This window comes from Caballeronia sp. SEWSISQ10-4 2, assembly GCF_030464885.1.
In the GTDB taxonomy this organism is placed as follows: Bacteria; Pseudomonadota; Gammaproteobacteria; order Burkholderiales; family Burkholderiaceae; genus Caballeronia.
Genome location: NZ_JALPRJ010000019.1, coordinates 107440 through 126858, shown reverse-complemented (window position 1 = coordinate 126858; position 19419 = coordinate 107440). Strand labels below are relative to the sequence as shown.

Genomic DNA, 19419 nt, shown 5'->3' with positions numbered 1-19419 from the left:
ATCGTGCTTGCCCGAGAGCGTTGGGGGCGAAGCGTGTTCGTGTCAGGATTCGCGAAAAGGAGGGGTTCAAACATTATCGAGTCTGGCGAACGCCGTGCTATCAGGTGCCAGAAACGCCTAGCCTGCACGCTGGGGACACTAACTCGCCGGTGGTTGGAAAGCGCCTTCTTTGCTTCGTTTCTTTGTCGCTTTCGGCTTTGGAAAAAGAAATGAAGTGCCGCCACGCACAGTGGCTAATAGTGATAAAGAAAACATCCCACATATAACGACCGCAGGCCTAAGCAGCAGCAACCCAGCACCGACCCTGACCACTAACGCCGAAAGCACCAACCCGGCATTAACCCAGCCCCACGAGCACCGACAGCCCCAAACCCACCCCGAGTGCGAACGAAAAATTAGGTCGTTTTCATCTCGTTCAGGATCTTTGTCGCGGCAATCGGAATGCGCGTGTCATCCCATTGCGCGAGCCATTGCACTTCCTTTGTCGTGAAAAAGCCGGGCTGATTACGTAACGCAAATTGCAGCGAATCCACAATGTGGTCGCGGATGATCTGGGGCGAATCTTCGTCGGTGACGATCGCGTGAAGGGCTTCGAGTGCGCTCATGGTGCGGGAGACCCGGATGGTAGGTTGGTAAGAATGCTGGTAAACCATAACCCGATAAAAAACCGGAAAACAATTTAATTCAGCGCTTTTTTAGCTCCAACTTCGTCCGTCAGTGTTTTTACGTAGACGCAACGCAACAATCTCCGTATGTATTGCCCTCATTGATGAAATCCGCGATCTGATCGTTCAAATGCTGCGGCGCATCATATGGGTTTCACTTCATTGTCTTGACTTGTCTCCCCGGCGCTGCTGTACTAAATAAAGTCAATTGATTTAGTCGGCGAACGCGTCCGGCGTGCTTCTTTTCGAAGCCGCGGACGGATAAAAACCTATGGAGCGAGACATGAAAAATCTTCGGCGTGCTGTCGCACGTGCGTCCTTCCTCGGACTTGCAGTTGCATCGCTGGCCAGCTCGGGCGCGGCACTGGCTGCTGACCAGATCGCTATCGGCCTGATCACCAAGACCGATACCAATCCCTTCTTCGTCAAGATGAAACAGGGCGCCGAAGAAGCCGCTGCGAAAGGCGGCGTGAAACTCATCACGGCAGCCGGCAAGTTCGACGGCGACAACGCAACCCAGGTGACCGCGGTCGAAAACATGATGACGGCTGGCGTGAAAGCCATCCTCATCACGCCGAGCGATACCAAGGCCATTGTTCCGACGCTCAAGAAAGCGCGTGCGGCGGGCATTCTCGTGATCGCCCTCGACACGCCGACCGATCCGCAAGACGCCACCGACGCGCTTTTCGCCACCGACAACTTCAAGGCCGGCGTGCTGATCGGCGAATACGCGAAAGCCGCGTTCGGCGGCAAGCCGGCGAAGATCGCCACGCTCGACCTCGCGCCCGGCGTGACTGTCGGTGTCCTGCGTCATAACGGCTTCCTGCAGGGCTTCGGCGTGAAAGAGGGCGACCCGTCCGTGGTGTGCAGCCAGGACACCCGCGGGGACCAGTCGAAGGGCCAGACAGCGATGGAAAACTGCCTGCAGAAGGAGCCGGGCATCAACCTCGTTTATACGATCAACGAACCCGCAGCGGCCGGCGCGTATCGCGCGCTCAAAGCAGCGGGCAAGGATAAGGACGTGATGATTGTGTCCATCGACGGCGGCTGTGAAGGCGTGCGCAACGTGAAGGCCGGCAGCTTCGCCGCTACCTCGCAGCAGTACCCGCTCGTGATGGCAGCGCAAGGCGTGCAGGCGGGCATCGAATACGCGAAGACCGGCAAGAAGGCGACCGGCTATCACGACACCGGCGTCACGCTCATCAGCGACAAAGCCGTGGCCGGCGTCGCCGCCAAGGACGCGAAGTTCGGGCTGGACAACTGCTGGGGCAATAAGTAAGCCGTCGCGCCGCGTTTGAACGTACAGCCCGGGCCTATCGCGTCAAGACGTTTCGGGCCCGAGCTGCGCGTGCGGCGCATTTTTTCGATGTTGCTGTCGAGGTCCTGAGTCATGACGCAATCCACCTCTCCCGCGGCCGGCCGAGCGGCGTTCTCCGACCGCCTGCCGTCGCTTGCCGATATCGGCCCGCTTGCGGCACTTGTCATCGCATGTGCTTTCTTCATCTGGCAAAGCGACCGGTTTTTATCGATACAAAATCTCTCGCTGATCCTTCAGCAGACCATGGTCGTGGCGGTGATCGCGATCGGCCAGACGCTGATCGTGCTGACCGGTGGAATCGATTTGTCGTGCGGCATGGTGATGGCATTCGGTTCCATCGTCATGACGAAGTTCGCCGTCACGATGGGCGTGCCGCCCGTGATCGCCATCGTGTGTGGCGTGGCGGCGAGCACGTTGTTTGGATTACTGAACGGTACGCTTATCACGAAAATCAAATTGCCGGCGTTCATCGTGACGCTGGGGACGTTGAACATAGCGTTCGCGCTCACGCAGGTGTACTCGAACGCCGAGAGCGTCTCGAACCTGCCGGACGCCATGATGTTCTTCGGCAATACCTTCCATCTCGGCGGCGCCGAGGTCACGTACGGCACCGTGCTGACCTTGCTGATGTATCTCGCGGTGTGGTTCGTGTTGCGCGATACGGTGCCCGGCCGGCATCTCTACGCACTCGGCAACAACGCGGAAGCCGCGCGGCTGATGGGACTTTCGTCGCAGAAAATCCTGATCACCGTGTACACGCTCGCGGGCTTTTTCTACGGCATCGCGGCGCTGTTGTCGGTGGCGCGAACCGGCGTCGGCGATCCGCAGGCGGGCCAGACCGAGAACCTCGACAGCATCACGGCCGTGGTACTCGGCGGCACGAGTCTCTTCGGCGGACGCGGCACGATTGTCGGGACCTTGCTGGGCGCGTTGATAGTCGGCGTGTTTCGCAATGGCCTCACGCTGATCGGTGTGTCGTCGGTTTATCAGATTCTGATAACCGGCATCCTGGTGATTCTCGCGGTCGCCGCCGATAAACTCGCGCGTCCCCGCGCCTGAGGAGCCAAGCTCATGAACGACACACTCAAACCCGTTCTGGAAGCGCGCGGCGTCATCAAGCGCTACGGTTCCGTGACCGCACTCGACGGCGTCGATTTCGAACTGTTGCCCGGCGAGATCATGGCGGTCATCGGCGATAACGGAGCAGGCAAATCGTCGCTGATCAAGGCGCTTTCCGGCGCGCTCGTACCCGACGAAGGCGAGATCCTGCTGGATGGGAACCCCGTGCATTTTCGCAGTCCGCTCGATGCGCGCTCGCAAGGCATTGAAACGGTCTATCAGGACCTTGCGGTCGCGCCGGCAATGAGCATCGCGGAGAATCTTTTTCTCGGGCGCGAGTTGCGGCGTCCCGGCATCCTTGGTTCCGTGTTCCAGATGATCGACAAGCGGCGCATGTTGCAGGAAGCTATCGCGCATATGGAAGGGTTGCAGATCGGGATCCGCTCGATGAAGCAGGCCGTCGAGACGCTGTCCGGCGGTCAGCGCCAGGGCGTGGCGGTGGCGCGCAGTGCGGCGTTCGCGCGGCATGTGGTGATCCTCGATGAACCGACTGCTGCGCTCGGCGTGAAGGAATCGAACATGGTGCTGGAGTTGATCCGGCGCGTGCGCGATCGCGGACTGCCGGTGATCCTCATCAGCCACAACATGCCGCACGTGTTCGAGATCGCGGACCGCATTCATATCCAGCGGCTCGGCCGGCGCGCGGCGCTTGTCAATACGAAAGACATCCACATGTCCGAGGCGGTGGCGATCATGACCGGCGCGAAGCAGGCCGACGTACAGGCCATTGCCTGATAGCCGATGAGTCCTTCGATGCGAGCAAGCACGGCAACGCCGAAGCCGGCCGGCATGCGGCAGATGAACGAGCGCATCGTGCTTCAGGCGGTGCGTGTCCACGGCCCGCTGCCCAAATCCGATATCGCGCGCCTGACGCATCTGAGCACGCAGACGGCTTCGCTGATCGTGGACCGCCTGATAGACGACGGGCTGCTCGCCCGGGAAGCCCGAACGCGTGTGCAGGGACGCATGGGGCAACCGTCGGTGCCGATCTCATTGCGCGCGGATGGGGCGTTTTCCATCGGCGTGAAGGTGGGGCGCCGGAGTCTCGACGTACTGAGCATGGATTTTGCGGGGCACGTGCACGCGCGTGAAGTGCTCGAGTACGCGTATCCCGATCCGCGCACGGTATTCTCTTTGCTCGCCGGGAAACTCGACCACATGATGGCCGCACTCGGTGATGACGCCGCCAAAGTCGTCGGGATCGGTGTTGCCGCGCCGTTGTGGCTTGGCGGCTGGCGCAATTTCTTCGATACCCCGCCCGAGGTATTTGCCGCGTGGAACGAGATCGATATCCGCGCGCGGGTCCAGGCGCTGACCGCGTTGCCGGTGGAGTTCGCGAAGGACACGACCGCTGCGTGCGCCGCCGAATTGCTGATGGGGCAAGGGCGCGGATTGCGGGACTTTCTTTACGTGTTTATCGGGACGTTCATCGGCGGCGGGCTGGTCATCGATGGACGGCTGCATGCCGGCCCCAAGGGGAACGCCGGCGCGGTCGGCTCGTTTCCCCTGATGAGCGAAGGCACGCCGCAGTTGCTTAACGTGGCGTCTGTCTATGTACTGGAAAAGCGCTTCACCGACGCCGGTTTTCCAGCCGCCGCGGCGCACGATCAACGCGCGCTGTCGGCGCAATTGTGGCCCTTGTGCGAGGCCTGGCTCGATGCCGCTTGTCCGGCCTTGGCCGCGGCAATTGCGACGGCAGCGGCGCTGGTTGACCTCGACGGGATCGTGGTCGATGGGGAACTGGATCGCCAGTTGTTGCGGGAAGTATTGACCCGGACCAATATCGCACTGGACGCTTTCGACTGGCAGGGGATGTTGCGCCCTCGACTGGTCGAAGGAGAGATTGGCGCCGATGCCCGCGCGATGGGCGGCGCCATCTTGCCGTTGTATGCGCACTTTGCGCCCCGGCATGTGTTGTTCCTGAAGTCGGGTTTAAGCGCGTGATATCGGGCTCGCGGTTTTTTGCCGGCCCGGCCCTTGATCGAACGAAAAGCAAAAGGCTGTCCCAACGAAAGTTGAAACAGCCTTTTTAGGTTCACCAGAAACCTCACTCGCGCGAATCGAGCCTCACGTGTTTCAAGCCCGGCGGCGCACGACCAGCCCCCAGACGAACAGCAGGACGATAGCGCCGACCACCGAGGCAATCCACCCCGCTACCTGCCCCTCGTGATACCAGCCCAGCGCGCGGCCGACGTAACCTGCCACGAGCGAGCCGGCAATGCCGAGCACGATCGTCATGATCCAGCCCATGCTGTCGTCGCCCGGTTTGATTGCCCGCGCAATCAAACCGATGATGCCGCCGACGATAATGGTGCCGATTAGTGAAAGCATGACGATTCCTCCGTAGTGTTGGCGAGTGGCCCGGGATATCCGGGCGCGCGCCGGCGCACATTCGCGCACAAGATTCCTGCAATAAAACGGCAGGTGACGCACAACGTGCCCGTCGAGTAGACCGATCGGCCAGCGTGTGGGCATTTTCGACGATGCCGAGGCTTCTTGCAGGTTAAAATTCGTCGCTTATGCACGGTGCAACACTGACGTGCTCCCAACCTGTTTCATGCAACGCGAACCATCTTCCCCATGACCGATTCAGATCCCGCTCTCCACGCCGACGAAGACACCACGCTCCACGAAGACCGCCTCTGGCGCGACGACGGCTGGACCGCGCGGGTGATCAAGAACGAGGATGACGACGGCTGGGCGGTCGAGATGATCAAGGACGGCGAAGTCGAACCGGCGCTCACCGGCCCGTGGACCATGGGCCGCGACAAGAAGAACCCCAAGCCGCTCGATCCGAACGCGTTCCGCACGCTGGTCAAGACGGCGTCCGAAGTATTGCGCCGTCACGAGCAACAGCGCCACGCGATGCTTCACAAGGATTTTACGGTTCGCGCAGATGGCGAAGATGTGACAGTGACGCTCGATATAGTGCCCGACGAGGACGATCCCTACGCGGACCTGAGGGCGCTTGACTCGTTCGGTGGGCTGCTTGCCCAGGTGCGGGTATCGGCGGGATTCAAGCTCAGCAAGACCAGCGCGCAGGCCTGGGTGGACAACGACTTCCGCAAGCCCGACTGATACTGGACACGCTCAATAAACCGCCGGCACACCTTCCGGCCGGTGTTTAAAGCGGCGATGCACCCAATAGTATTGTTCCGGAAAACGCACCACTTGCGATTCGAGAAACTCGTTCATGCGGCGTGCATCGGTTTCGTCGCTTTCTGAGGGAAAGTCGGCGAGCGGCTCGAAGATCGTCATCTTGTAGCCCTTGTAGTCCGGCAGCACTTCCGTGACGAACGGCACCACGCGCGCGTGCCCAAGGCGCGCCAACCGCGACACGGACGTGAGCGTGCAGGCCGGCACGCCGAAGAACGGCACGAATACCGAGTTTTCGATGCCGTGATCCATGTCGGCGGCCAGCATCACGGAGCCGCCGTTGCGCAGCAGCTTGAGAATGCGGCGGGCGCTGTCGGCACGCATCACCATGTCGGCGCCGAAACGGCCGCGCTGTTCGACGGCGAGCGTGTTGAGCCGTTTGCTGGACATCGGCGTATAAAGCGCCGTGATAGGCAGCTTCATGGAGTACAGCATGCAGCCCACTTCAATGGCAACGAAGTGGAAGCCCATGAAAATGGTGGGCGGCGCGTTTTCATCGTCGAGGTCAATGCGGCTTTCCAGCTGCACCAGCTTTTCGATGGCACTAGCCGAACCAAACCACTGCACGCCGCGCTCCACGTAACTGCGCACGACATGGCGAAAATGCGAACGTCCGAGTAATTCGTATTCGGCGGCGGTCTTGCCCGGAAAGCACAATTGCAGATTGACCTGCACAATATGCTTTCGACGGCTCGGAATGAGATAAAGCAGCGCGCCCAGGCCGCTACCGAACCGCGCGACGAGGCCGTAGGGCAGGTGAGCGAGCGCGCGGAGCAGTGCTACGACCAGCGCGAAACCGATGTTGTTCAAACTTGCCCCTTGAAACGGGCGGCGAAATACGTATGACGAGCGCCGGGTGAATATGAACTTCGAGGATCGGCTGGAGCCGGATGTCGAAGAGGAGTAACGGCGAAGCAAGCGCGGCCGGAATCGCCGGGAAAGGAGGCGAAAAAGGAGCCGGACGGGCAGCCAATGGGCGCGTTCCGGCTAGCTTCCGGCACCGCCTGATCCCTTGCCGTCGCCGGGAATTCACGGGCGTGCGGAAGGAATGCGTCGAAAGTGTCGTCATGATCGCACACACGGCACGCGACATACAGTTTTTGACGCCTTGTGCATAAGCACATTTTCTTACGAACGTAACGGACGTAGTGGGCCTAATAGACGGGCGTAATAGTGGGGGTATAGGCGCAACGAGCGCGTCCCGCCGCCCGGAACTGGAGACAGGCTGATGCACTTCTTATTGATCTACGAATTGAGCGCCGATTACCTGGATCGTCGGGCGGCGTTCCGCGACCGTCATCTGACGGTCGCGTGGCAATCGGCGGAACGTGGCGAGTTGTTGCTGGGTGGGGCGCTCGAGGCGCCCGTCGATCGGGCGATGCTGCTGTTCGAGGCGGATTCGCCCGCGGTGGTGGAGGCGTTCGCGCGGGCCGATCCGTATGTGACCGAGGGGTTGGTCACGCGCTGGGAGGTGCGCAAGTGGAATACGGTGGCGGGCGAGGGGGCGGCGCAGCCGGTCAGGCCGGCGTCGTGACTAGCTCGCGGTTTCCTCGTGCGCGTCCGCGTCCTCGTCGCGGGCCGCACGAATCATACGCACCGGCGCTGCGGCCTTGACCGGAGCAGAAGCCGGGCGGCGTGCCGTGCGGAACAGGCGCGTGAGCGTATCGTCCATTTCCTGCGTGCGCTCGAACAATTCCGCCAGCCAGTCCACGAACGCACTCACCCGTGGCGCGGCTTGCCGGCTCTTGACGAACGCCACCGAGACATTCATCGGCATCGACTTCCATTGCGGCAGCACTTCGCGCAATTGCCCGGAACGCAGGTACGGCAACGCGGCAATGCGCGGCGGCTGAATCAGTCCCAGCCCTTGCAGCCCGCAGGCGAGATACGCGTGTTCGTCGGTGACTTGTACAAACCCCGCCATTTTCACGGTCACCGCTTCGCCATCGACTTCGAAATCGAAATCACACGGCCGGCCGGTGCGGTCGGACACGCAATTCACCGCGAAGTGCTGCGAGAGCTCGTCGAGCGTTTTCGGCGTGCCATGCGCTTCCAGATACGCCGGCGTCGCACACGTCACGTGCTCGAAGCTGCCGAGCCGCCGCGCGATCAGCCCGGAATCGGGCAATTCGCCGAGTTGCACGCTGCAATCCACACCTTCGCCGACGAGATCGACCGCACGGTTGCTGATGCCGATCGACAGCTCGATATGCGGATAACGCGCATGGAAATCCGGCAGTGCGGGCACGACCAGCGCGGTCGCGACGGTATCGGGCAGCTCGATGCGCAGACGGCCGCGCAGACGCTCGTCGTGGCCGTGAAAGCCGGCTTCGAGGTCGTCGATATCCGCGAGAATCCGCACGCAGCGTTCGTAACACTCGGCCCCTTCGGCCGTGAGATTGAGACGCCGCGTGGTGCGTGCGAGCAGTTGCACGCCGAGCAGCGCCTCGAGTTGTTGAATGGTCGTCGAGACGCTTGCACGCGGCATGCCGAGCGATTCGGCGGCGCGCGAGAAGCTGTTGGTATCGACGACACGGATGAAAACACGCATAGCATGAACGCGATCGGTCACGGGAGTTTTCCTGTAGAAGCGATAAATGCGATGACCGGCGAGCACCTTCAGGTGATGCGGAAGGAATGCCGGCAAGGTTCACACTTTAGGCATCGGGAAGCATCGCGTGAATACATAAAAATCGCTGATTCTTGCCTGCTTCTCCAGCTAGACCGTGGGCAACTCGCCGCGCAAACGGCCGCTTTGCGCACTGCCGATGCTGCTTACGCTGCCTATCCGTCCGCTCACGAGGCCGCTCATGTCCGCGCCAGACGGTGCTTGATAGAGCCGCAGACCCATCTCCGGCAGGATCGACAGCAGGTGATCGAACACGTCCCCCTGGATGCGTTCGTATTGTGTCCACGCGGTGACGGCGGTGAAACAATAGACCTCGATGGGAATGCCTTCCGATTGCGGTTCCATCATGCGCACCATCATCGCCATGTCCTGCCTGATCTCCGGATGCCGCTGCAGATACGCGAGCCCATACGCGCGGAAGGTGCCGATATTCGTCAGCCGCCGCCGGTTGGCCGGCTCGCTTGCGAGCTCACCCAGGTTCTTGTTCGCCTGGTCGACTTCGAGCTGCTTCTCTTCCAGATAATCGTGCAGCAAGCGGAACTGCTTGAGGTGCGCGGTTTCTTCATTGGTGAGAAAACGCACGCACGTTGCATCTATTCGCAGCGTCCGCTTGATACGCCGTCCACCCGATTCGAACATCTGCCGATAATTTCGATAGCTCTCTGAAAAGAGCTTGTACGTGGGCACGGTGGTCACCGTGTTGTCCCAGTTCTGCACCTTCACGGTATGCAGCGCGATGTCTTTCACAAAACCATCGGCGTTCGATTGCGGCATCTCGATCCAGTCGCCTATGCGCAGCATGTCATTCGATGTGAGCTGCGTGCTCGCCACCAGCGACAGCAACGTGTCCTTGAACACGAGCAGCAGCACCGCGGACAACGCGCCGAGGCCGGACAGCATCCAGAGCGGCGAGCGGTCAATCACGATCGATAACACCAGCACACCGCATATCAACGCGAGCGCGAGCTTGCCGATCTGGATGTAACCCTTGATGGAGCGTGTCTGCGCCTCCATGCTTGCCGCGTACACGTCTTGCCATGCGCTGAGCGCGCCGCCCATGGCGAAGAAGACGCAGACCCATGCGCCGGCGTGCGCGAGCCGCTCGATCAACTGCGCCGCGTGACCAATATGCGGCACGTCGCCGATACCGATCGCCACCGCCGCGAATGGCACCGCATACCAAAGCTGGTGATACGCGCGATGCCGGGCGAGCGCCTTGTCCCACGCTTCGCGTTCGGTCAGCACGAGCAGCCGGTGCGCGAAATACAGCACGATGCGCGCGACCACCCACTGCGCGAACAGCGCGGCCAGCACGAGCGTCAGCATGCCGAGCGCGAACTGCGCCCAGTGATGGGTGGGGTAGTGCTGCTGCAGCGTGTCTGTGACGGTGTCTACGAGGTCGTCTAGATTCATGCGGACAATGTGAGGCAAAGAAAGGGCGAACGCGGGGGCGAACAAGATTCGACCCGTATTGTGCATGAATGGCGGCGTGGCGCTTTCTGTATCGGCGAGTGCGTGCGCTCCATTATCATTACGCCCTTGTGCACCCTTCGAGCGCATTGCGCTTGTTTGTCCCTGATTTCCCCCTTATTTTTTCCCTTCGCTCATGTATCTGTCGATTCTGGCTGTAGGTGTTGGCGGCGCGCTCGGTTCCCTGTTTCGATGGGTGCTCGGCCTGCGCTTGAACGCGTTGTTCCCCAACCTCCCGCTGGGCACGCTCGCGGCGAACGTCATCGCGGGTTATGTGATCGGCGTGGCGGTGGCTTGGTTCGCGCGCTTCCCTGGGGTATCGATGGAATGGCGGCTGTTCGTCATTACCGGCTTGATGGGCGGCCTGTCCACCTTCTCGACGTTCTCGGCCGAAGTCGTCGCGCATCTGCAGCAAGGGCGCTATGGCTGGGCGGCGGGCGAAATCGCGATTCACGTGGCCGCGTCGGTCGTGATGACCATCCTGGGCATCGCGACGGTCTCGCTGACGCGCTGATTCGGCGATGCTTCGAAGCGCACGGATTCAAGGTGGTCCGCTCAGAAGTGGCGGCGTTGCCTGGGCAGTAACTGACACACTTCCGGATGCAGAAAAGGTTAATCGCTGTATAGACAACTAAGCGGAAAAATCGACACATCGATACCGGATAACCCAATTTAGGTGTTTTCCGGCCTTGTTTTGGGGCATTTGTTTGTTTAGACTGGGCCGCAACTTGTATAGACAGGACTTGCCATGATCGAATTGACCCCCGGCCACCTCACCCTGGCGGATTTGCGCCGGATTGCACGCGGATCGGATGAATTAAGACTCGATCCGGCCAGCTTTGCCGCCATCGACGCCTCCGCGCAAACCGTCGCCGATATCGCCGCCAAAGGCGAACCGGCCTATGGCATCAATACGGGTTTCGGCCGGCTGGCGAGTACGCACATTCCCGCCGATCAGCTCGAACTGCTGCAACGTAATCTGGTGCTGTCGCATGCGGTGGGCGTGGGTGAGCCGATGTCGCGGCCGGTCGTGCGTCTGCTGATGGCGCTGAAGTTGTCGAGCCTCGGGCGCGGCCACTCGGGCATCCGGCGCGTTGTGATGGACGCGATGATCACGCTGTTCAACGCCGATGTCTTGCCAGTGATTCCGGTCAAGGGTTCGGTCGGCGCATCGGGCGATCTCGCACCGCTCGCGCATATGTCGACGGCGTTGCTGGGTATTGGTGAAGTGACGATCCGCGGTGAGCGCGCGAGTGCGCTGGAAGGCTTGCGCGTCGCCGGGCTCGAGCCTCTGACGTTGCAGGCCAAGGAAGGTCTCGCGCTGCTCAACGGCACGCAGGCTTCCACCGCGCTGGCGCTGTACAACATGTTCGCTATTGAAGACCTGTACCGCACGGCGCTGGTATCGGGCGCGCTCTCAGTCGATGCCGCGATGGGTTCCGTCGTTCCCTTCGACGCCCGCATCCATGCGTTGCGCGGCCACGCCGGACAGATCGATGCGGCCGCTGCCTATCGCACCTTGCTGGAGGGCTCGGGCATCAATCTCTCGCATCAGGATTGCGACAAGGTGCAAGACCCGTACAGCCTGCGATGCCAGCCGCAAGTGATGGGCGCGTGCCTCGATCAGATGCGTCATGCAGCCGACGTCTTGCTGATCGAAGCGAACGCGGTATCGGATAACCCGCTGATCTTCCCGGACACTGGCGAAGTGCTTTCGGGCGGTAATTTCCACGCGGAACCCGTTGCGTTCGCCGCCGATAACCTCGCCCTTGCCGCCGCGGAAATTGGTGCGCTGGCGGAGCGCCGGATCGCGTTGCTGATCGACGCAACACTCTCCGGTTTGCCGCCGTTTCTCGTCCGCGATGGCGGCGTGAACTCGGGCTTCATGATTGCTCACGTGACGGCTGCGGCGCTTGCATCAGAGAACAAGACCTACGCGCATCCGGCGTCCGTCGATTCGTTGCCTACGTCGGCGAATCAGGAAGATCACGTTTCGATGGCAACGTTCGCGGCTCGCAAGCTGGGGTATATCGCGGAGAACGTGGCGAACATTCTCGCTATCGAATTGCTCGCTGCCGCTCAAGGCGTGGACTTGCGCGCGCCGCATCAAACCAGCTCGCGCCTGGCCGAAGTGATGAAGACGTTGCGCTCGGAAGTCGCTCACTACGATCTGGATCACTACTTTGCACCGGATATCGCGGCCATTGCGAAGCAGGTGCAAAGCGGCGAGATCGCAAAACATTGCCCGCTTTCGTTTGTGTCCGACGTTTCGGCAGCTCAATTGCACGTTTAACTGGACGCCACACGCCCAGCATGAGTACGCCCGCGTATCAGGAAATCAAGGATCACATTCTCACGCGCATTCACGCGGGAGAGTGGAAGGAAGGCGACCAGGTGCCTTCCGAAAACGAGCTCGCACGCGAGTTCAAAGTCGCGCGCATGACGGTCAATCGTGCGTTGCGCGAACTGACTGCCGAACAGATCCTGACACGCGTGCAAGGCGCCGGCACGTTCGTGGCGCAGCCGAAATACGCGTCGACGCTCGTCGAAATCCGCAGTATCTCCGACGAAATCATCGGGCGCGGGCATTCGCATCGGGCGGAGGTGATGCATTTGGGCGCGTCCGTACTCGACGAACGTCTCGCGCTCGAAATGCAGCTCACCGAGGGTAGCCCGGTGTTTCATTCGCGTGTGCTGCATTTCGAAAACGATCTGCCGATCCAGCTGGAAGAGCGCTGGGTCAATCCCGCGCTCGCGCCGGAGTACGCGCGCCAGGACTTCACGCGGATTACGCCGAATCAATACCTGATGGTCGCCGCGCCTTTGCAGCGCGTTGAATATCGGATTGAAGCGGCGCTTCCCGATGAGAGCACGGGCCTCGCGCTGTCGATGAAAGCCGGTGAGCCGTGCCTCATGTTGCATCGGCGGACCTGGTCGCGGGACGCGGTGGCGTCGGTGGCGAACCTCTGGCATCCCGGCGATCGATATCAATTCACGGGTCATTTCTAGGCCCGGCGCCACCGTTGGACCTAGCCTTGGGTCCGGCGGGATTCTTGCGGAAAACAGCACTACTGCTCATCGCACCGTGGGTTCTCCGCGAATTTAGAAGTGGCTCACGCGCTTTATTCGGTAATAAATTCCGAAATTCCCCTTCAAAATTCCCCCGATTGGCCATTTCCACGCGATTATTGCTAATCTAACAATGATGTTTCGCGTAAATAAGGGTTTTCCCTCAAGGTTTCGAAGCATAGACTTCTTACATCCGAAACAGATTCAGAAAGCGCTTATATCCCTCTGAGATTGTTTCGAGACGACAAACAAAATACTGGAGGTATCACCATGTTCAAGTCACTTATTCCCGCAGTTGTTATCGTGTCGGCACTTGCAGCTCCGACGTTCGCGTTTGCTCAAAGCACCGACAACAACGGTCCGGTGACGCGTGCTGAAGTGAAGGCGCAACTGGTTCAATTGGAAAAGGCTGGTTACAACCCGAATGGCGACCAGATCGACTACCCGGCCAACATCCAAGCTGCACAAGCGCGTGTGGATGCACAAAACGGCCAGGCAGCGACGTCGTATGGTCCTTCGACCAGCGGCACCTCGGCAACAGGCGTTCGTAGCTCGGCTGCACCGGCGAAAAATGCCCCTGGCTCAGTGTTCTTCGGTCAATAAGCAGCGCTGAAATGGACCTGGCTTGACCGGGTCCGGCGTGGGACTTGATTGTCCGAGATAACGCGCCAAATGAAAAACTCGTCCTCCGCTGGAAAGCGGCCGGCGAGTTTTTTTTCGCTCGCGCCGGTGGACGGGTTTGGGCGGTTTTGGGGTTGGCGGTCGGGGGGGCCGGGTTGCACGGAGTTTTCGGGCGTAGCAGTCGGGGTCAAGGCTGGGTTGGTGTGTACGCGGATAGCGCGGGGTGCCCCTTGGGAAGGTTCAGTCACTGGTGGCGAAGGGTGCGGGTATCGGTGTTCGGAGAGGTCGGGGTTCAAACATCCTTCAGTCTGGCGGGCACCGTGCTATCAGGTGCCAAAAGCGCCGGGCCTGCACGCTAGGGGCACTAACCCAACTTTCGCTATTCGCAGTGCCGGAGCGGGCTACTTCATTGATTTTTAAAGATTTTGACCTCAAAGGTCTTCACTACAGGGCGTAGGTTTGCGTAGGGGCGATTGGCGATGGTCGGGCCGTGATTTTCGGCGGTGGCTGCGCAGGCGGCTTGAGACCTAATTGGTCGAGCAGGAGACGCTGTTCGGGTTCTGGCTGCGTGTAGCGCGACAGGATCAGATGACGCCCGTCAGTGGTGGGCAGATGAACATCCACCATCTGCATGGTCTTAAATTTCTCCAGCGCCGCACGAGGTGTCAAGCCGGGAGCCGCACGCTTGAGCTGGTACTTGAGCGTGACCTGCAGGCAATACGCCAGGAAGGCCACGAAGATGTGTGCTTCGATGCGTTCTTCTTTGTAGTGATAGATCGGTCGAATTGCTAAGTCATGCTTGAGTTCCTTAAACGCTTGCTCGACTTCCGTAAGCTGTATATAGAAGCTCCAAAGCTGTGCCGGGTCGTGACTCGAGAGGTTAGTGCGCAACAGATAACGGCCTTCGCGGCGGCGCACCTGACGCAATTTATTGCGGTCAAGTTCAAAGCGGAAGGTATCTGGCGTCACCGCCTCATGGCTTTGTGGCAGTGCCAGTCGGATCAGGCTCGCGGCTCGCCCGGCGTCTTGTTTGGCCGCCCCCACTTTCATCAGTAGCTGGTCGCGTGTGAGGCTTTGTGCGCGGCACTGCTTGAGCCTTTCCACATAGCGCTTGAGTCGGCGCTGGCGCATGCCACGTTCTTTGCCGATGCGCTGCTCGCTCACGGCAAGCACATAGGTTTCGCTCTCGTGAGGCAGGCGCTTGACTTGCACCCCGTCGCGCACACGCTCCCACGAAGCTGAGAGGAAGGACTGCTCCAGTTTGCTCAATCGCCCCTTGGGCGTGCCCACCAGGTAAGAGGCACCCATCTCGCGCATTTGCGCCAGCGTCTCTTCCGTTGGAATGCCGCGGTCCATGACCCAGATTCGATTGGCTTTGCCGTATCGGGTCTCGATGCGCTTGAGCAGATCGGACAGCGTGGTGCAGTCCGCCGTGTTGCCGGCCAGCACTTCGTAACTCAAGGGAAAGCCTTCCGGAGTGACGATCAGGCCGATCACGACCTGCCGACAGTCGCCGCGCTTGTCGCGGCTGTAGCCGTATTGACGCTTGTCCGGTGCTTCCCGCGGCGTGTCGGCCTCGAAGTAAGTGCTGCTCAGATCGTACAGCAGCACGTCGAACGAGGCACCGAACAGTTCGCCCCAACGCTGCTTGAGAAACAGCATCAAGGCGTCCTTGTGCGGCAGCAGCTTGTCCAGGCAGCGATACAGCGTATCTTTCTCGGCCAGCCCAAAGTCGGCTTCCAACAGATCGGCCATCGCGCTTGACGTGAACCAGTGCCGGTGCAGGCGCCATTCCGAGCCCGGATCGATCAGCCGATACGCCACCAGGGTTTGCAACACCTGCAGCCAGCGCGTTCCCTTGCGTGAAGCTGGCAGGCGCGCCGACCAAAATGCGTCCAGGCCTAACTGCTGCCATAGCACGCAAGACAGCCAGCACGCTCCCCACTACCGCGGGCGCTTCAATTGCAACTCGCTCAAGCGCACGCCCACTGCCTTGGCGTCACCTGCCGGCTGCGCGCCTTCCGGAAACAGCGCGACCTGACGTTTAGCGCCTTCGTCAAACACCTCGATCGTCTTGCGCCAGGCGAGTTGCTGACTGTCGTTGATCTCGCCCAAATACAGCACCTGGCGCTGCACGACCTTGCCATTCAACACACGCCGATTCGCCACCACGCTCCAGTAGTGGTGCGCCTTGCCGTCCTTGATTCGCTGTGTGCGCTTGAGGAACATTCGCCCAGTGTAGGAACGAGATGCGCCACTGCCAAGGACCAAAGTCTTCACTACAAGCGATTCTGGCAATCCCCCGCGAACACTCTCGCGTTAAATCAAGGAGTTACGGCGGCAGCCATATTAGAAAACCGTGAAAAATCGCCGCTTCGACGTGCGAATAGCGAAAGTTGGGCTAACTCGCCCGTGGTTGGAAAGCGCTTTCTTTGCTTCGTTTTGTCGCAAAGAAATGAAGTGCCGCCACGCACAGTGGCTAATAGTGATAAAGAGAACATCCAACATATAAGGACCGCAGGCCTAAGCAGCACCAACCCGGCCCCCCCTAACCACCGGCCCCCCCAACCAGAACCCCGAGTGCGAACGAAACCAACTAGCGCCGCAGTGTAAACGTGGTTGCGTGCCCCAAAGTCGCCTGTTCAAACCGCGAAGTCACCACCCCAATCACATCGCTCAACGACCGCGACGGCACCTCAACGTGCAACGTGACGCTTTCATGCCGGCGATCCGTCGCCACCACCTGCATGCGCGCTTCGTCGCCCAGCGCCTTCTGCAAAACGCGGCGCGGCCCGCTGGAGTCAAGCCCCGGCAGGATGAGATCGAACGCAACTACCGTGTGAAGTTTTCGTGTGGCCCGCACGAACGGCTTGGCCACTGAAAGAGAAGAGGATCGGACCGGGGAAGCAACGCTTGCCTGAAGCATCGGATAGTGCACCGTCTCGCGACGGGCGGTGGTGGGAACAACACCACTTTAGCGAGCACCGTATTAACAACGGGCATGGATCTTTGCCGTCCCCGTAAAGAAAGCGTTAAACAGGCGTCGGCGCAGCCGGAATGGCCTCCCGCACCAGTTTCGCAACACGCTGCGCAAACTCCTCGTCCTTCGTCGTGAACACCTCACGCTCACCCTCCGGCGTCGTCACGTACATTCTGTAGATCACGTCCTGCGTAATCCAGGACAAATATCCCACCACGGCAATCATCACGCCAAGTAGCAACGCCGGCCCAGAACTGAGAATTCCACCCGTTACCGCCACGATCAGGCCGATCACCCCCAGCGCAACAGGCAAGGGCTTCTGCTTCGGCACCATCACCACCGTCGCGCCGCGCAGATCGCGCAACGGAAACAACTGCCCCGACGCACTCAAACCGGCGCGGGCAAACGTAATACCTCGTTCGTTAAAAGGAAGATCCTGTTGCATGGTTCGAAGTCTTGTCGGCGGAAAGAAAGGCGCAGATTAACAGACACGCACGGCCCGCCGCATCCGCAGATCGTCGCACCGGACCCGAGCCCGGGCGGACAACCCGAAGCGACCCGTTACATTTCGATACTTTTTTGTGTGCGTTCGCTGTCGATTTGCACCTGCCTCAAGCGTCTACCTGCTGAAGCCACCCCAACCGGAGACATCGATGAAATTCTTGTGCCTCATTTTCTTTGACGAGCGCGTGCTCGACGATCTGTCGAAACGACAGTACGGCGCACTGGTCGACGAATCCCTGGCGTACGACGAGCGCTTGCGCGAGAGCCGTCATTTCATCACCTCCCAGGCGCTGCAGTCCGCAAAGGAGGCGGTCACGCTACGGGTTCGCGGCGAGGATGTCTCGATCACGGACGGCCCGTTCGCCGAGACCAAGGAGCAGGTGGGCGGTTTCATCCTGATCGAGGCACGCGACCTGAACGAAGCCATGCGCGTGGCGTCCGGATTTCCCGGCGCGCGTCTGGGCGGCGTGGAAGTGCGTCCGGTCAAGGAGTTGCGGGCGTCATGGTCGGACGCATGAGTTGCACAACCCGAAAGGAGCAAACGATGCAAACGCTATTGAAAGACAGTCCCGCGTTCAGCGGTTTTGCGGTGAAGGATCTCGTCGAAGCGAAGGCGTTTTACACCGAGGCCCTCGGCCTTGAAGTGACGAGCGAGCCCATGGGAATTCTCAAGCTGCATCTGGCGGGCGGCAACAACGTGCTGGTCTATCCGAAGGCCGATCATGTGCCCGCGACATTCACGGTGCTGAACTTCCTGGTCCACAGCGTGGACCAGACAGTCGACGCACTGAGCGCACGCGGCGTGCGTTTTGAACACTACGACGCACCGCTTCCGAAGACAGACGAAAAAGGGATTTGCCGCGATCCACGCGGCCCGGTGATCGCCTGGTTCAAAGACCCGGCGGGCAATATTTTCTCCGTTCTCGAAGATCGATAAGAGCACTAGCTAAGTTCACGCATCCAGCGTCGACTCGCTGGACACCAGTCGCAATTCGTCGGCAATGATTGCTATCAGCGCTTCCGCCGCCGCACTCAACGGACGTCGCGGATGGCTGATCCGAACAATATGGCGCACAATCCGCGGCGCAAGAATGGGATAGGCGCGCAGCGTGCCGAGCCGCACCGCGCGCTCGACCACGATGCGCGGAAGGATCGTCGCAAAGCGCGTGCTTTCCACCAGCTTGACGATCGTGCTCAGCACGTCGATCTCGAAGCGAGGCGCGAGCAATACGTCTTCATGCTGGGCGGCGGTATCGAGTACACCGCGCAAACCATGGCGTTTGGTCGGCAACACCAGTTCGAGCTCAGGAAGCTGCGCAAGCTCGATGGCGTGCGGCAAGTCGGGACCATGCACGGCGCTGGTGACCAGCACCATCTCTTCATCGAGCAAGGGCTGCGAGTCGAGCGACAGACGCGCGCGCGGTTTGTTGATCAGCGCGGCGTCGAGCTGCCCGCCCGATACCCAGTCGATAAAGGTCGCGCTGTAACCGTCGGACACGGTCACTTCCACATGCGGATAGCGGGCGTGAAAACGCGACAGTGAGTCCGCCAGCACGCTCTCTGTCACAGACGCAATCAACCCTATCGACACATGCCCGGTGACCACTTCATCACGCTGGACCAGTTGCTGGCGCGCGTGCGCGAGGTCGCGCATGATCGGCAGGAACAGACGGTACATCAGGCGTCCGGCCGCGGTCGGCGCCATGCCATGCGCCCCGCGCTCGAATAGCTGCTGATGCAGTTCGTCCTCGAGCTTGGCGATCTGCATGCTCAGCGCCGGCTGCACGATGTTCAGCCGCTTCGCCGCCCGCGTGACGGAGCCGTCCTCGAACAGCGCGATGAAATACTGAATCTGCTTCAGGTCCATGTCGGCAGGCCATCAATAAGT

General features: G+C 60.6%; 20 protein-coding genes and 1 pseudogene. 12 read left to right on the top strand and 9 right to left on the bottom strand.

Annotated features, from left to right (window positions below; all coding sequences use genetic code 11):
• Positions 1–395: 395 nt before the first annotated feature.
• Positions 396–605: a hypothetical protein gene (locus M0D69_RS15420; protein WP_047845944.1), complete on the bottom strand. Its 210-nt coding sequence runs from the start codon at positions 603–605 to the stop codon at positions 396–398.
• 343 nt (positions 606–948) lie between these two features.
• Here M0D69_RS15420 and M0D69_RS15415 point away from each other — a divergent pair, with 343 nt between their 5' ends.
• From M0D69_RS15415 to M0D69_RS15400, 4 genes are all read left to right on the top strand, one after another.
• Entirely contained in the window at positions 949–1944 is a 996-nt protein-coding gene (locus tag M0D69_RS15415) for a sugar ABC transporter substrate-binding protein (RefSeq protein ID WP_301782822.1), read from the top strand.
• A gap of 111 nt (positions 1945–2055) precedes the next feature.
• Positions 2056–3042, top strand: coding sequence for an ABC transporter permease (locus tag M0D69_RS15410; protein ID WP_301782821.1), 987 nt, complete (start codon positions 2056–2058; stop codon positions 3040–3042).
• Positions 3043–3054: 12 nt separating this feature from the next.
• Entirely contained in the window at positions 3055–3837 is a 783-nt protein-coding gene (locus M0D69_RS15405) for an ATP-binding cassette domain-containing protein (protein WP_301782820.1), read from the top strand.
• Between the two features lie 18 nt (positions 3838–3855).
• Positions 3856–5046 carry an ROK family transcriptional regulator gene (locus tag M0D69_RS15400; RefSeq protein ID WP_301782819.1) on the top strand — a complete coding sequence of 397 codons (1191 nt, stop codon included), beginning with the start codon at positions 3856–3858 and terminating at the stop codon, positions 5044–5046.
• A 132-nt stretch (positions 5047–5178) separates the two neighbouring features.
• Here M0D69_RS15400 and M0D69_RS15395 read toward each other — a convergent pair whose 3' ends face one another.
• A complete protein-coding gene (locus tag M0D69_RS15395) occupies positions 5179–5433 on the bottom strand; it encodes a GlsB/YeaQ/YmgE family stress response membrane protein (RefSeq protein WP_301782818.1) in 255 nt (84 codons plus the stop codon).
• A 249-nt stretch (positions 5434–5682) separates the two neighbouring features.
• On the opposite strand from M0D69_RS15395, the gene M0D69_RS15390 reads away from it, so the two are divergent.
• Positions 5683–6180, top strand: a complete 498-nt coding sequence (locus M0D69_RS15390) for a hypothetical protein (RefSeq protein WP_301782817.1) — start codon at positions 5683–5685, stop codon at positions 6178–6180.
• A 12-nt stretch (positions 6181–6192) separates the two neighbouring features.
• Here M0D69_RS15390 and M0D69_RS15385 read toward each other — a convergent pair whose 3' ends face one another.
• Positions 6193–7068 (bottom strand): lipid A biosynthesis lauroyl acyltransferase, encoded by an 876-nt coding sequence (locus tag M0D69_RS15385; protein WP_047845898.1) that lies wholly within the window; start codon positions 7066–7068, stop codon positions 6193–6195.
• Positions 7069–7486: 418 nt separating this feature from the next.
• Between M0D69_RS15385 and M0D69_RS15380 the strand changes: the two genes are divergently transcribed.
• Positions 7487–7792, top strand: coding sequence for a YciI-like protein (locus M0D69_RS15380; protein WP_301782816.1), 306 nt, complete (start codon positions 7487–7489; stop codon positions 7790–7792).
• On the opposite strand, the gene M0D69_RS15375 is transcribed toward M0D69_RS15380, so the two are convergent.
• Entirely contained in the window at positions 7793–8830 is a 1038-nt protein-coding gene (locus M0D69_RS15375; RefSeq protein ID WP_301782815.1) for a LysR family transcriptional regulator, read from the bottom strand. It abuts the gene before it with no gap.
• Between the two features lie 147 nt (positions 8831–8977).
• Complete coding sequence (locus tag M0D69_RS15370; protein ID WP_301782814.1) at positions 8978–10300, bottom strand: mechanosensitive ion channel family protein; 1323 nt, start codon at positions 10298–10300, stop codon at positions 8978–8980.
• 193 nt (positions 10301–10493) lie between these two features.
• Between M0D69_RS15370 and crcB the strand changes: the two genes are divergently transcribed.
• From crcB to M0D69_RS15350, 4 genes are all read left to right on the top strand, one after another.
• A complete protein-coding gene (gene crcB / locus M0D69_RS15365) occupies positions 10494–10871 on the top strand; it encodes a fluoride efflux transporter CrcB (RefSeq protein WP_301782813.1) in 378 nt (125 codons plus the stop codon).
• A gap of 234 nt (positions 10872–11105) precedes the next feature.
• A complete protein-coding gene (hutH, locus tag M0D69_RS15360) occupies positions 11106–12650 on the top strand; it encodes a histidine ammonia-lyase (RefSeq protein WP_301782812.1) in 1545 nt (514 codons plus the stop codon).
• Between the two features lie 20 nt (positions 12651–12670).
• Positions 12671–13366, top strand: coding sequence for a histidine utilization repressor (gene hutC / locus M0D69_RS15355; protein ID WP_047845903.1), 696 nt, complete (start codon positions 12671–12673; stop codon positions 13364–13366).
• A gap of 330 nt (positions 13367–13696) precedes the next feature.
• Positions 13697–14029, top strand: a complete 333-nt coding sequence (locus M0D69_RS15350; RefSeq protein ID WP_301782811.1) for a DUF4148 domain-containing protein — start codon at positions 13697–13699, stop codon at positions 14027–14029.
• Positions 14030–14491: 462 nt separating this feature from the next.
• Here the strand turns inward: M0D69_RS15350 and M0D69_RS15345 are convergent.
• From M0D69_RS15345 to M0D69_RS15335, 3 genes and pseudogenes are all read right to left on the bottom strand, one after another.
• Positions 14492–16276: pseudogene (locus M0D69_RS15345) on the bottom strand (IS1634 family transposase).
• 367 nt (positions 16277–16643) lie between these two features.
• Positions 16644–16973, bottom strand: a complete 330-nt coding sequence (locus M0D69_RS15340; RefSeq protein WP_301782810.1) for a hypothetical protein — start codon at positions 16971–16973, stop codon at positions 16644–16646.
• A gap of 106 nt (positions 16974–17079) precedes the next feature.
• Positions 17080–17472 carry a DUF6232 family protein gene (locus tag M0D69_RS15335; protein WP_301782809.1) on the bottom strand — a complete coding sequence of 131 codons (393 nt, stop codon included), beginning with the start codon at positions 17470–17472 and terminating at the stop codon, positions 17080–17082.
• Between the two features lie 208 nt (positions 17473–17680).
• On the opposite strand from M0D69_RS15335, the gene M0D69_RS15330 reads away from it, so the two are divergent.
• Together M0D69_RS15330 and M0D69_RS15325 are read left to right on the top strand one after the other, a co-directional pair.
• The gene (locus M0D69_RS15330) at positions 17681–18049 is read left to right on the top strand and encodes a YciI family protein (RefSeq protein WP_301782808.1); all 369 of its coding nucleotides are present in this window, start codon (positions 17681–17683) and stop codon (positions 18047–18049) included.
• A 26-nt stretch (positions 18050–18075) separates the two neighbouring features.
• Positions 18076–18468: a VOC family protein gene (locus M0D69_RS15325; protein WP_301782807.1), complete on the top strand. Its 393-nt coding sequence runs from the start codon at positions 18076–18078 to the stop codon at positions 18466–18468.
• 15 nt (positions 18469–18483) lie between these two features.
• Here M0D69_RS15325 and M0D69_RS15320 read toward each other — a convergent pair whose 3' ends face one another.
• On the bottom strand, positions 18484–19398 hold the full coding sequence (locus M0D69_RS15320) for a LysR family transcriptional regulator (RefSeq protein WP_301782806.1): 915 nt from the start codon (positions 19396–19398) through the stop codon (positions 18484–18486).
• Between the last annotated feature and the right edge of the window lie 21 nt (positions 19399–19419).